Raw genomic sequence first — 12,934 nt, 5'->3', positions numbered from 1 at the left:
CAGTTCGTAGACTGGCCGTCATGAGCCCCACGCCGTCCCCGACCTCGCCCGACGCCGTCGCTCCCCCACCCACGGCACGTCGCGGCCCGCTCGTGCCCGGCGTCGTCGGACCGCCGCGGGCGGTGCCGGAGTCGATCGAGCGTCCCGAGTACGTCGGCCGGCCCGGCCCGCGGCCGTTCACCGGGAGCGAGGTCAACGACACGGAGACGATCGAGCGGATCCGTGCCGCGTCGCGGATCGCGGCGCAGGCGCTCGTGGAGGTCGGGCGGCACGTCGCTCCCGGCGTGACGACCGACGAGCTCGACCGCGTCGGCCACGAGTTCCTCCTCGACCACGGCGCGTACCCCTCGACCCTGGGCTACCGCGGGTTCCCCAAGTCGCTCTGCACGTCGCTCAACGAGGTCGTGTGCCACGGGATCCCCGACTCGACCGCGCTCGTCGAGGGTGACATCGTCAACGTCGACATCACCGCCTACGTCGGCGGCGTGCACGGCGACACCAACGCGACGTTCACGGTCGGCGAGGTCGGCGAGGAGTCGGCGCTCCTCGTCGAGCGCACACGCGAGGCGCTCGCTCGCGGCATCAAGGCGGTGGCGCCCGGCCGCCAGATCAACGTGGTCGGGCGCGTCATCGAGCGCTACGCCGCCCGGTTCGGGTACGGGGTCGTGCGCGAGTACACGGGGCACGGCGTCGGGCGCGCGTTCCACTCGGGCCTCGTCGTGCCCCACTACGACGCCGCGCCCGACCACGCGACCGTCATCGAGCCCGGGATGGTCTTCACCATCGAGCCCATGCTCACGCTCGGGACCTCCGAGTGGCGGATGTGGGACGACGGGTGGACGGTAGTCACCGCGGACGCCTCGCGGACCGCGCAGTTCGAGCACACGCTGCTCGTGACCGACGACGGAGCGGAGATCCTCACACTGCCATGAACGCTCACCAGGACTCTCACGCCGCGCCTCCGGCGCAGACCGACCGCCCCCGCACGGCGTTCGGCATCGACGTCGGCGGCAGCGGCATCAAGGGCGCTCCCGTCGACCTCGCGACCGGCGAGTTCGCGCAGGAGCGCCACCGGATCCCGACGCCGCAGCCGTCGACGCCCCAGGCCGTCGCCGAGGTGATCGCCGAGCTCGTGGGCGAGTACGACCTCCCGCAGGACGTGCCGATCGGCGTCGCGTTCCCGGCTCCGCTGCAGCACGGCGTCGTGCGGTTCATCGCGAACCTCGACCAGTCGTGGACCGGCGTCGACCTGCCCGCGCTCGTCGCGCGCGAGACCGGGCGCCACGTCGTCGCGGTCAACGACGCCGACGCCGCCGGGATCGGCGAGGTCCGGTACGGCGCCGCGCGCGAGGCGGACGGGGTCGTGCTCGTCGCGACGCTCGGCACCGGGATCGGCAGCGCGATCGTCGTCGACGGCCACCTGCTCCCCAACACCGAGCTCGGGCACCTCGAGATCGACGGGTTCGACGCCGAGACACGCGCGTCCGACGCCGCCCGGGACCGCGAGGACCTGGACTGGGCCCAGTGGGCCGAGCGACTGCAGCGCTACTTCGGCGTCGTGGAGGACCTGTTCTCGCCAGACCTCATCGTCGTGGGCGGCGGCGTCAGCAAGAAGCACGAGCACTTCCTCCCCCTGCTGCACCTGCGGGCGCCGATCGTCCCGGCCCGTCTCCGCAACGCGGCCGGCATCGTGGGCGCGGCGTCGCTCGCGGCGGACGCGCGCTGACCCGCGCGGACGCGCCAGGTGGCGCCCCGCCGCAGGAGCCCGACCGGAGGTCAGCTCGTGGTGACCTCGTGCCGCTCGGTGCCGAAGATGTCGATGACGCCGAGCATCTCGAGGACGTCGGTCACGACCGTCGGCGGGTTGCGCAGCGTCACGGACAGCCCCTCCTCGGAGCCGATCGTGTAGAACTGCACGAGGAACGCGATGCCCGTGGAGTCCATGAACGTCACCTTGGACGTGTCGATCACCACGGGGACGTCCCGTTCGAGCGCGTTCGCGAGCGCGGCGCTCGCCTCGCTGCGGAGGGCGACGTCGATCTCGCCCCACATGTCCACGACGCTCGCCTCAGGCTCTTCGAGCAGCCGGATGCCGCCCGTTCCCGCCTCGATGTCGCTCCGCTCCAGCTCCTGCACCAACACTGCCCCGCCCTTCGTCCTGCCCCTGCCTCGCCCACCCCGACGAGTACGCGCCACCTGCCTGACGCTGTCGATCGGTCGGGGCCTGCTGTCGTACGTCATCGGGCGACGAGAAGGCTCCGGCATGATCGGACGTCGCCAGCGTACCCCACGGATGCCGCTGGCTGGTAGGCCTCTGGCGAAGACTTTACCCAGGGCCGTTTCGACATCGTTCCCCGGAGCGATCGTTGAGGATTCATTCAACAGTTGGACGGGTGTCCAGACGAAGACGGCCGCCACGGACCCGGTCTCGGGTCGGCGTGGCGGCCGTCGCGACGGGGCGGCGGGGCGTCAGCCGGTGTTCTGCAGGCCGGCGGCGACGCCGTTCACGGTGAGCAGCAGAAGGTGCTGCAGCTCGTCCTTGACGGGGCCCTCCGCGCCGGATCGCAGACCGCGCAGCGCGCGGACCTGGAGCAGCGAGAGCGCGTCGACGTACGGGCTGCGGAGCTGGACCGCGCGGCCCAGCACCCGGCGCCCGGCGAGCGGCCACGCGTTCTCCGTCACCGCGAGGACCTGCTCGCGCGTGAGGCGCAGCTCGTCGAGGATCGCCTGTGCGAGGTCGTCGCGCTCGCCGAGCGCGAGGTAGCGCTCCGCAATGCGCTCGTCCGTCTTGGCGAGCGACATCTCGACGTTGTCGAGGAGCGTCGCGAAGAGCGGCCACTCGCGGTGCGCCTCACGGAGCAGCTCGAGGTCGCCGAACTCCTTCAGCGCCGTCCCGAGCCCGTACCACCCGGCGAGGTTGATGCGGGCCTGCGACCACGAGAACACCCACGGGATGGCCCGCAGGTCGTCGAGCGACGAGACGGACAGGCCGCGGCGGGCCGGTCGCGAGCCGATCGGCAGGAGGCCGACCTCCTCGAGCGGCGTCACCTGGGAGAACCACTGCGGGAAGCCCTCCGCACGGACCAGCTCGTGGAACCGGCGGCGCGACGACACGTCGAGCGCCGCGGCCAGGTCGCGGTACCGCTCGGTGGCCTCGGCGTTGCGCTTCTCGGTCGACGGTGCGGACGCGAGCAGGGTCGCCGCGGCGACCTGCTCGATGTGGCGCGACGCGATGGTCGGGTCGCCGTAGCGCGCGAGGATGACCTCGCCCTGCTCGGTGAGCTTGAACCGGCCGTCGACCGAGCCCGGGGGCTGGGCGAGCACGGCGCGGTTCGCCGGACCGCCGCCGCGGCCGAGCGCGCCGCCACGGCCGTGGAACAGCGTGAGCGTGATGTCGTGGCGCTCCGCCCACTGCGCGATGCGGCTCTGCGCGTCGTGGAGCGCCAGGGTCGCGGACACGGGCCCGACGTCCTTCGACGAGTCCGAGTAGCCGAGCATGACCTCGACGCGGCGCCCGTTCTCGGCGAGCCGGCGCTGCACCTGGGGCAGCGTGAGCATCGACTCGAGGATGTCGACGCTCGCCCGGAGGTCGGCGAACGTCTCGAACAGCGGGATCGCGTCGACGACCGGCGCCTCGTCGGAGCCCTCGAACGCGAGCTCCGCGAGCTCGTACACGGCCGCGAGGTGCTCCGGCTTCTGCGTGAAGGACACGATGTAGCGGCGCGCGGCACGGATGCCGTACCGCTGCTGGACCGCGCCCAGCGCGCGGAACGTGTCGAGCACCTCGCGCGTGCGGTCGGAGAGGTCGCCGCGCAGGCCCTTCTCCGCGATCTCGGCGAGCGCGCCCTCGTGGACCTGGGAGTGCTGGCGCACCTCGAGCTCCGCGAGGTGGAAGCCGAACGTCTCCACCTGCCAGACGAGCTGCTGGAGGTCCCCGTACGCGGCGCGCGGCGCGCCCGCGGCGACGAGCGACTCCTGGACGACGCGCAGGTCGGACTCGAGCTGCTCGGCGGACGGGTACGCGAGGTCCGCGTTGCGGGCGCGCGTCGCGGCGATGCGGTCCGCGACGACGAGCAGCACCGCGCGGTGCGGCTCGCGCGGGGACGCCTCGGACGCGGCGACGGTCACGGCCTCCGAGAGCCTGCGCTGCCGCTCCCACAGGGCGCGCAGCCCGTCCGACGGCGGCGTGCCGTCCTGGTCGAGCGTGAGCTTGCGCCCCACGAGTCGCGTCTGCTGCTCGAGCGCGGCGAGCGCGTGGTCCGCCGCGATCGCGGCGGCCTGGCGCGTGACCTCGGCCGTGACGTTCGGGTTGCCGTCGCGGTCGCCGCCGATCCACGTGCCGAGGCTGACGAACGGCCGCACGAGGGGCTCCTCGCGGCCCGCCTCGTCGCCGAGCAGCCAGTCGTCGAGACGGCGGTAGACGGTCGGGAACGTGTCGAACATCGTCGCGTCGAACACGCCGAGCGCCGTCTTGACCTCGTCGAGGACGGACGGCTTGTGCTCGCGGATGGGGGCGGTGCGCCACATCGTGTCGATCTCGGCGAGCAGGCGGCGCTCGTTCTCCGCGAGCGACGTGCCGCCGAGGCGCTGCGCGTCCCGCTCGTCGAGCAGGGTCGCGATGCGGCGGACCGCGCCGGACACCGCACGACGGCGGGCCTCGGTCGGGTGCGCCGTGAGCACCGGGCGGAACTCGAGGCGGCGGAGACGACGCAGCGCCTCCTCGCGGCCCACCTCACCGACGAGCTGCTCGAACGCCTCCGGGAGGGAGTCGTCGGGCGTCGTCGCGCGCGTCGCGAACTCGGCCTCACGCTCGCGCAGGACGCGCACGCGGTGGTACTCCTCCGCGAGGTTCGCCAGGTGGAAGTAGCACGTGAAGGCCCGGGCGACCTGCTCCGCGCGCGCCATGGAGAGGCCCTCGACGAGGGTCTCCGCCTCGGCCAGCACGGCGCCGGACGGGTCGTCGTACGCACGGATGGACAGCTCGCGCAGGCGCTCGACGTCGTCGAGCAGGTCCTGGCCGCCCGTCTCGCGGAGCACGGTGCCGAGCAGGCCGCCGAGCAGGCGGACGTCGTCGCGCAGCGGGGCGGGCACGTCGTGGCGGGCCAGGCCGCGGCCCGGGCCGTGACCGGTGTCGTCGGAGACGTCGGCGGCGGCCCGGTCAGGGCCGTCGGCAGCACCCGGCGACGGGGACAGTTCCGAAGGGGAGAGGTCGTTCACGGTGACGAGAGTATTCCTTGACCGTCAGGGGACGTGAAGGCGTCCGAGGGGTGATCGTCGGTCGAGCGGGGGTCGGCCCGGGGTCGGCGCGTGCGACCCGGCGAGAACCCGAGGGTCAGCGGCGCGCGCCGACGCGGACCGCGTCGAAGGGCGCGTTCGACACCACCCGGTCCTCGATCGAGGCGGTGACGACGTCCTTGGCGACGCGCGCGGCGTCGAGCACCGAGGCGCCCTTGGCGAGCTCCGCGGTGATCGCGGCGGCGAACGTGCAGCCCGCGCCGCTCACGCGCTCCTCGCCGATCTTCGGGGTGCGCAGCACGTGCACCTCGTCGCCGTCGACCAGCACGTCGACCGCGTCCGGTCCGGGCAGCTCGACGCCGCCCTTCGCGACGACGGCCCGCGGGCCGAGCGCCTGGACCTTGCGCGCCGCGTCGATCAGCTCGTCGACCGTCTCGATCGACTCGACGCCCGCGAGCGTGCGCGTCTCGAAGAGGTTGGGCGTCACGACGGTCGCGAGCGGGAGCACCTGCGCGCGCAGTGCGGTGTCGGTGTCGAGCGCGGCGCCGGGCTCCTGGCCCTTGCAGATGAGCACCGGGTCGAGCACGACGTGCTCCCACGTGCGCGAGCGCAGTGACTCCGCCACGACGTCGATCGTCGCGGGCGTGCCGAGCATGCCGATCTTCACGACCGACGGCTCGTGGGTGACCGTCGCCGCCTCGAACTGGTCGGCGATCACCTGCGGGTCGACCGGGACGAACCGGTGGCCCCAGTCGTTCTTCGGGTCGAAAGACACGATGCACGTCAGCGTGCCGACGCCGTACGCGCCCAGCTCCTGGAACGTCTTGAGGTCGGCCTGGATCCCGGCGCCGCCGGTCGCCTCCGACCCGGCGATGACATAGGCGAGCGGAGGCGTGTGCGAGTCGTGGTGCGACATGGTGCTCCTCGGCACGAGTAGGACGGGGCCCGTCCTCCCGGTCGTGCCGGGAGGGGCGGACGGACGAGTCGGTCTGTACGCCGGGTTCTGTTCCCGCGCGAGGTCACCCTCGCGCGGGCGACGGTCATCCATCTAGGCCCTGCGTCGCCGCAGGGCTCGAGCGGTCTACCCGACTGTGCTTCTCCGTGGAGAATCGGGCGGGCAGCCCTCAGGCACAGCCTGTCTGACCTTGCTCCAGGTGGGGTTTACCGAGCCGGACCGGTCACCCGGCCCGCTGGTGGTCTCTTACACCACCGTTTCACCCTTACCGCGCCTGGCCGGGCCGAAGCCCGTCCTGACGCGGCGGTCTGTTCTCTGTGGCACTGTCCCGCGGGTCACCCCGGGTGGGCGTTACCCACCACCTTGCCCTTCGGAGCCCGGACGTTCCTCGGCGAGGAGCACGAGGCCCCTCGACGCGACCGTCCGACCGACTCGTCCGCACCGGCAAGATTACCGCTCCCCGACGACTCGTCGAACCAGCGACCGGTCCACCGGGAGCGTCGTACCCGTAGGATGGCCGACCCCCTCGAAGCCGGCTCCCGGAGGTCTGTCGTGCCCGCCCCCGCCGTACCGTCCGCCCCCGACGCTCCGACCGCGGCACCCACCGGGGACACCTCGGCCGAGCTCGCCCGGGAGCAGGAGTTCCTGGAGAACGCCCGCACGCAGCTCGCCCGCATGCGTGAGCAGGCCGGGTCGCTGAACGCCCTCGCCGGGGACCGGGTCAGCGCCGAGTATCTCGAGGCGGCGCTCGCCCGTCGGCTCGCCCAGCTCGCCGACGACCCCGAGGTCCCGCTCTTCTTCGGCCGCATCGACCTCGACGGCACCGACCACGAGCCCGCCGAGGTCTTCCACATCGGGCGCCGCCACGTCTCCGACCCCGAGGGCGACCCGCTCGTCGTCGACTGGCGCGCCCCGGTGAGCACGCCCTTCTACCGCGCCACCCGCACCGAGCCGATGGGGGTCGCCGTCCGCCGCCGCTACGGCTTCCAGCGCGGCGCCCTCACGGGCTTCGAGGACGAGGCGCTCACTGCCCCGGGCCCCGGTGCGGAGTCCTCCGCGATCCTCGAGGCGGAGATCGAGCGGCCCCGTACCGGGCCGATGCGCGACATCGTCGCCACCATCCAGCCCGAGCAGGACGTCATCGTGCGCGGCGGGCTCGACCGGACCGTCGTCGTGCAGGGCGCGCCCGGCACCGGCAAGACCGCCGTCGGGCTGCACCGCGCCGCCTACCTGCTGTACTCCCACCGGGAGCGGGTGAGCCGCGCCGGGATGACCGTCGTGGGGCCCAACGCGAGCTTCCTGCGGTACATCCGCGACGTGCTGCCCGCGCTCGGCGAGGTCGACGCGACCCAGACCACCGTCGAGCAGATCGTCACGGCGCACGGCCGCCTGCGCGGCACGGAGCCCGCGGAGGTCGCCCGGCTCAAGGGCGACGGGCGCCTGGCCGAGGTGCTCCGACGCGCCGTGTGGTCGCACCTCGTCGAGCCGTGCGAGGCGCTCGTGCTGCCGCGCGGTGCGCGCCGCTGGCGCGTCGCTGCGCACGAGGCACGCGAGTGCGTGGCGCAGGTGGTCGGCCGGGAGCCGCGCTTCGACGCCGGTCGCGACCACCTGCGGCACGCGCTCGCGCACCGGATCCTCGTGCAGATCGAGGAGTCCGGGGAGGCCCTCGACGAGCAGGCCTGGGACGCGCTCGCGCGCACGCGCCCGGTCCGGGACTACACCGCCGCGGTATGGCCGAAGGTCACGCCGACGGCGCTGCTGCACCGGCTCCTCGTCGACCCCGCGTTCCTCGCCGCGAGCGCCGACGGTGTCCTCACCCCGGCCGAGCAGGAGCTGCTGCGCCCGGCCCGACCTTCCCGGACGCCGGGCACGGCCCGCTGGACGCTGGCCGACCTCGTCCTGCTCGACGAGGTCGCGGACCTGCTGGCCCGCGGTACGTCGGTGGCGCACGTCGTGGTGGACGAGGCGCAGGACCTGTCGCCGATGATGCTGCGCGCTCTCGGGCGCCGGGCGCGCACCGGCTCCCTGACGGTGCTGGGCGACCTGGCCCAGGCGACGACGCCGTGGGGAGTCTCCTCGTGGACCGACGCGCTGACGCACCTCGGCAAGCCCGACGGCCACGTGGAGCAGCTCACCGCGGGCTTCCGCGTCCCCGGCGACGTCATCGAGTACGCGGCCCGCCTGCTGCCCTCGATCGCGCCGGACCTCGACCCGCCCGTCGCCGTCCGCCGGGCGCGGGGCGAGCTGGTCCTCACCACCGGGCCGCTCGTGGAGCTGGTGCGCGCGGCGCTCGACCGGGAGGGGTCGGTCGGGCTCATCGTGCCCGACGCCGGCACGGAGGCCGTGCGCACGGCGCTCGCCGCGGCGGGCCTCGCCTTCGCGGTCGTCGGCGAGGAGACGGACGACGCCGGCACGGTCGAGTTCGACGCGCGCCTCGACCTCGTGCCCGCGTCGCTCGCGAAGGGGCTGGAGTTCGACCACGTCGTGCTGGACGACCCGGAGGGCGTGGTCCGGGGCGAGCCCGACCGGGTCACGGGTCTGCGGCGGCTCTACGTCTGCCTGACCCGCGCGGTGACGTCCCTCGCCGTCCGCCATCGAGACGACCTGCCCGCCGAGCTCCGCCGTCCGTGACGGGCGCCCCGGCGCGTGGAGGGACGCGCCGGGACCGTCGTGTCGGTTCTCCTCGGTAGGGTGCCCGGGTGGCCACAGCGACTGCGACCGACACTGCGACGGACACCGCGCTCGACGTGCTCCGGCGGGTCTTCGGGTACGACGCGTTCCGGGGCGAGCAGGCGGCCATCATCGACACCGTCGTCGGCGGCGGCGACGCCCTGGTGCTCATGCCCACCGGCGGGGGCAAGTCGCTGTGCTACCAGATCCCCGCGCTGGTCCGTGCGGGGACCGGCGTCGTGGTGTCACCGCTCATCGCCCTCATGCAGGACCAGGTGGACGCCCTCGCGGCGCTCGGTGTCCGCGCGGCGTTCCTCAACTCCACGTTGTCCTCGGAGGACCGCCGCGCCGTGGAGCGCGCGCTCGTGGCGGGTGAGCTCGACCTGCTCTACGTGGCACCGGAGGGCCTGCGGAGCCGCGCCACCCTCGACCTGCTCGACCGGACGCAGATCGCGCTCTTCGCGATCGACGAGGCGCACTGCGTGTCCCAGTGGGGGCACGACTTCCGGCCCGACTACCTCGAGCTGTCGGTGCTGCACCAGCGCTGGCCGTCCGTCCCGCGCATCGCGCTGACCGCGACGGCGACGGCGGCCACCCGGGCCGAGATCGCGCAGCGCCTCGACCTGGGGGGCGCGCGGCACTTCGTCTCCAGCTTCGACCGGCCCAACATCACCTACCGGATCGTGCCCAAGGACCGGCCCGAGAAGCAGCTGCTCGACCTGCTGCGCACCGAGCACGCCGGGGAGGCGGGGATCGTCTACTGCCTCTCGCGCGCGTCGGTGGAGAGGACCGCCGCGTCGCTCGTCGCGAACGGGATCCAGGCGCTGCCGTACCACGCAGGGCTCCCCGCGTCGGTGCGCGCCGCGAACCAGTCCCGGTTCCTACGCGAGGACGGCCTGGTCATGGTCGCGACGATCGCCTTCGGCATGGGCATCGACAAGCCCGACGTCCGGTTCGTCGCGCACCTCGACCTGCCCAAGTCCGTCGAGGGGTACTACCAGGAGACGGGGCGCGCCGGGCGTGACGGGCTGCCGTCCACCGCCTGGCTGGCCTACGGCCTCGCCGACGTCGTGCAGCAGCGCAAGCTCATCGAGACGTCCGACGGCGATGCCGCGCACCGGCGCAACCTGGGCCAGCACCTGAACGCGATGCTCGCCCTCTGCGAGACCGTCGAGTGCCGTCGCGCCCAGCTCCTCGCCTACTTCGGGCAGGAGCACCCGGGGGCCTGCGGGTCGTGCGACACGTGCCTCGCCCCGCCCGAGGCCTGGGACGGGACGGTCGCCGCGCAGAAGGTGCTCTCGACGGTGTTCCGTCTGGAGCGTGAGCGCGGGCAGAGCTTCGGCGTCGGGCAGGTCGTCGACATCCTCCTCGGCCGGGACACGGAGAAGGTCCGACGGTTCCGGCACCAGGAGCTGTCGGTGTTCGGGGTCGGCAAGGACCTGTCCGAGAACGAGTGGCGGGCCGTGGTGCGCCAGCTCCTCGCCCAGGGGCTGCTCACCGTCGAGGGCGCCCACGGGACGCTCGTGCTCACGGCGGGGAGCGGGGAGGTCCTGGCCCGACGACGCGAGGTCCGGATGCGGCACGAGCCGGCTCGTCCGGTGCGTGCGGCGAAGGGACGGAAGGCGACCGCCGCCGCCGAGCTGGCCGAGGCCGACGTCCCGCTCTTCGAGGCGCTGCGCGCCTGGCGCGCGGGGGAGGCGAAGACCCAGGGCGTGCCCGCGTACATCGTGTTCGGGGATGCGACGCTTCGCGGGATCGCGACGGCCCGGCCCGGCTCGCTCGAGCGGCTCGCGCTGGTGAGCGGGGTCGGCGAGAACAAGCTCGCGCGGTACGGCGACGCGGTGCTGGCCGTCGTCGCCGAGGCGGGTTGAGCGGCCGCGCGCCGGGCTCCGGACCGCCCCCTCCACCCCGAGGCAGGGGACGCGATGCGTGTCAGACGTCGACGCGGTACGACAGCGCGAGCTCGTCGCCGCTGACCCCGCGGATGCCCCAGTTCTCGCGCGGGCTCTCGAGGATCACGAGCTCCACGTCGTCCGCGGTCAGGCCGAGGGCGGGCGCGACGTCGTCGTACAGCGCCGCGATCAGCGCTCGCTTGGCCTCGCGTGTGCGGCCCGTGAAGCACACGACCTCGACGACGAGGTACGCGTCCGAGCGGGGCGCGACCAGGTCGTCGTCGTCCAGGAGCAGAAAGCGGTGGAACCGCTTGTCCGGCGGGAGCTGCCACGTGGTCACCAGCGCGTCGTGCAGCGCGTCGGACACCTCCGCCCGCCGCTCGCCCCACACGCTGCGCCGTCCGTAGATCTTCACCTGGGCCATCGGGCGAGCGTAGCCGTGACGCACCCCACGCCGTCGGCGCCGGTCACCCGCCGCGGCGACGCGGCGAGCGCTCGTAGAGTGGCCGCGTGCTCGTGCTGCTCCCCCCGTCCGAGGGCAAGACCCCCGCGCCCGACGGCGCCGCGCCGGTCGACCTCGCCGCGCTCAGCTCTCCCGCCCTCACCGCGCAGCGCGCGCAGGTCCTCGACGCGCTCGCCGCGGCGAGCGCGCGCCCGGACGCGCACGACGTCCTCGGCACGACGCCGGGGCTCACCGAGGAGGTGCGGCGCAACACCGTGCTGCGCTCGGCCCCGGCGGGTCCCGCGGCCGACGTCTACACGGGCGTGCTCTACGGCGCCGCGGACCTCGCGGGGGCACTCGCCGCGGGCGGGGAGCCCGCGCGGCGGGCTCGCGAGGACGTCCGGGTCGTGTCGGCGCTGTGGGGCGCGCTCTCCCCCGCCGACCGGGTCCCGGCGTACCGGCTCTCCATGTCCGTGGCCCTGCCGGGCGTGGGAAAGCTCGCCACCGCGTGGCGCCCGCACCTCGCCCCCGTGCTCGACGAGCGCGCGGCCCGGGACGTCGTCGTCGACTGCCGGTCCGCCACGTACGTGGGCGCGTGGAAGCCCGCGACCTCCGGGCCGCGCTCGGCCGACTGGGTCGCGGTGCGGGTGGTGCGCGAGCACTCCGGGAAGCGCACCGTCGTCTCGCACAACGCCAAGCACACCCGCGGCGTGCTCGCCGGGCACCTGCTGCGCCGGGAGGCGGCCGCGCCGGCGTCGGCCGACGGGCTGCTCGACGCCGCGGGCGAGCTCGTCGGGACGGTGATCGGCACGGAGGTGGGCTCGGGCCTGAGCTACCGCCTCCTGGAGACGACGCTCCACGACGCGACCACCCGGAGCGGGCCGCGCACGCTCGAGCTCGTCATCGCCTGAGCCCGGAGGCCCGGCCCGTCAGGCGACGACCCGCTCGATCTGCGGGACGCCGTGCAGGAAGAGCATGCTCTCCGGGTCGATGAGCGCGAACATCGGCGCGCACAGGTCCGACGTCTCGGCGGCCTTGACCGAGGCCTCGGCGTCTGCCGTGCTCGTCCACCAGATCATCTCGACCCAGCGGTCGCCCGCGGCGTCGTAGGTCAGGTCGCGCGACACGAACCCCGGCTGCGCCCGCGCCCACTCCGAGACCGCATCGACCGTCCCGAGCAGCCGTTCGCGCGTGACGCCCTCCTTCGCCCTGAAGACCACGAGCTCGAGAACCGTTCCGCCCTCGTTCGACCCTGCGCTCGTCATCGCGCACTCCCCTCGTCGGGGCCCCCGGTCGGGGCCGCGTCGTCGATGCCAGTGAACCCCTGGGGTCCGACATTCCCTGCGCGACGCCCGGACGCGGTCCACAGTGGACCCATGGTCTACAGCGAGGATCTCGCCGACCGGATCCGGGCGGCCCTGTCGCCCCGGACGCCGTTCGACGAGCGGAAGATGTTCGGCGGGATCGCCTTCATGGTGAACACCCACATGGCCCTCGGCGTCACGCGCGACGACCTCATGGTGCGGGTCGGCAAGGACGGCATGGGCGCGGCGCTCGAACGCGGCGGCGCGGTCATGGAGATGGGCGGTCGCCCGATGACGGGGATGATCCTCGTCGACGGCGGACGCGTCGCCGACCCCGACGAGCTCGACGCGTGGGTCGCGACGGCCGTCGAGCACGCCCTCGCGGATCCCGCCAAGGCGAAGAAGCCCCGGAAGAGCTGAACCGGCCGGGCGGCGC

General features: G+C 73.9%; 11 protein-coding genes and 1 other RNA gene. 6 read left to right on the top strand and 6 right to left on the bottom strand.

Features of this window, described 5'->3' with window-relative positions; genetic code table 11:
* Nucleotides 1-20 precede the first annotated feature (20 nt).
* Nucleotides 21-932 carry a type I methionyl aminopeptidase gene (gene map, locus CCE02nite_RS17210; RefSeq protein ID WP_141390837.1) on the top strand — a complete coding sequence of 304 codons (912 nt, stop codon included), beginning with the start codon at nucleotides 21-23 and terminating at the stop codon, nucleotides 930-932.
* Nucleotides 929-1,726 (top strand): polyphosphate--glucose phosphotransferase, encoded by a 798-nt coding sequence (gene ppgK, locus CCE02nite_RS17205; protein WP_141390836.1) that lies wholly within the window; start codon nucleotides 929-931, stop codon nucleotides 1,724-1,726. The genes map and ppgK overlap by 4 nt, the downstream gene beginning before the upstream one ends.
* A 50-nt stretch (nucleotides 1,727-1,776) precedes the next feature.
* Here ppgK and CCE02nite_RS17200 read toward each other — a convergent pair whose 3' ends face one another.
* The 4 genes from CCE02nite_RS17200 to rnpB all read right to left on the bottom strand — a co-directional run bounded on the left by CCE02nite_RS17200 (nucleotide 1,777) and on the right by rnpB (nucleotide 6,625).
* Entirely contained in the window at nucleotides 1,777-2,136 is a 360-nt protein-coding gene (locus CCE02nite_RS17200; RefSeq protein ID WP_255318934.1) for an STAS domain-containing protein, read from the bottom strand.
* Nucleotides 2,137-2,469: 333 nt separating this feature from the next.
* Complete coding sequence (locus CCE02nite_RS17195) at nucleotides 2,470-5,091, bottom strand: phosphoenolpyruvate carboxylase (RefSeq protein ID WP_141390857.1); 2,622 nt, start codon at nucleotides 5,089-5,091, stop codon at nucleotides 2,470-2,472.
* Nucleotides 5,092-5,332: 241 nt separating this feature from the next.
* A complete protein-coding gene (gene thiD / locus CCE02nite_RS17190; protein WP_141390834.1) occupies nucleotides 5,333-6,151 on the bottom strand; it encodes a bifunctional hydroxymethylpyrimidine kinase/phosphomethylpyrimidine kinase in 819 nt (272 codons plus the stop codon).
* Nucleotides 6,152-6,211: 60 nt separating this feature from the next.
* Nucleotides 6,212-6,625, bottom strand: an RNA gene (gene rnpB, locus CCE02nite_RS17185) — RNase P RNA component class A.
* A 117-nt stretch (nucleotides 6,626-6,742) separates the two neighbouring features.
* Between rnpB and CCE02nite_RS17180 the strand changes: the two genes are divergently transcribed.
* On the top strand, nucleotides 6,743-8,821 hold the full coding sequence (locus CCE02nite_RS17180) for a HelD family protein (protein ID WP_255318933.1): 2,079 nt from the start codon (nucleotides 6,743-6,745) through the stop codon (nucleotides 8,819-8,821).
* Between the two features lie 68 nt (nucleotides 8,822-8,889).
* Nucleotides 8,890-10,731, top strand: coding sequence for a DNA helicase RecQ (gene recQ / locus CCE02nite_RS17175; protein WP_141390832.1), 1,842 nt, complete (start codon nucleotides 8,890-8,892; stop codon nucleotides 10,729-10,731).
* A 61-nt stretch (nucleotides 10,732-10,792) separates the two neighbouring features.
* On the opposite strand, the gene CCE02nite_RS17170 is transcribed toward recQ, so the two are convergent.
* Nucleotides 10,793-11,176, bottom strand: coding sequence for a tautomerase family protein (locus tag CCE02nite_RS17170; protein WP_141390831.1), 384 nt, complete (start codon nucleotides 11,174-11,176; stop codon nucleotides 10,793-10,795).
* Between the two features lie 86 nt (nucleotides 11,177-11,262).
* On the opposite strand from CCE02nite_RS17170, the gene CCE02nite_RS17165 reads away from it, so the two are divergent.
* The gene (locus CCE02nite_RS17165; protein WP_141390830.1) at nucleotides 11,263-12,105 is read left to right on the top strand and encodes a YaaA family protein; all 843 of its coding nucleotides are present in this window, start codon (nucleotides 11,263-11,265) and stop codon (nucleotides 12,103-12,105) included.
* Nucleotides 12,106-12,123: 18 nt separating this feature from the next.
* Here CCE02nite_RS17165 and CCE02nite_RS17160 read toward each other — a convergent pair whose 3' ends face one another.
* Complete coding sequence (locus tag CCE02nite_RS17160; protein WP_141390829.1) at nucleotides 12,124-12,459, bottom strand: hypothetical protein; 336 nt, start codon at nucleotides 12,457-12,459, stop codon at nucleotides 12,124-12,126.
* 111 nt (nucleotides 12,460-12,570) lie between these two features.
* Between CCE02nite_RS17160 and CCE02nite_RS17155 the strand changes: the two genes are divergently transcribed.
* Nucleotides 12,571-12,918, top strand: coding sequence for a TfoX/Sxy family protein (locus CCE02nite_RS17155; RefSeq protein WP_141390828.1), 348 nt, complete (start codon nucleotides 12,571-12,573; stop codon nucleotides 12,916-12,918).
* The last annotated feature ends 16 nt before the right edge of the window (nucleotides 12,919-12,934 follow it).

Source organism: Cellulosimicrobium cellulans (genome assembly GCF_006539945.1).
Lineage (GTDB): Bacteria > Actinomycetota > Actinomycetes > Actinomycetales > Cellulomonadaceae > Cellulosimicrobium > Cellulosimicrobium cellulans.
Note: the sequence above shows the minus strand (reverse complement) of the source record. Positions and strands in the feature narration are given on the sequence as shown.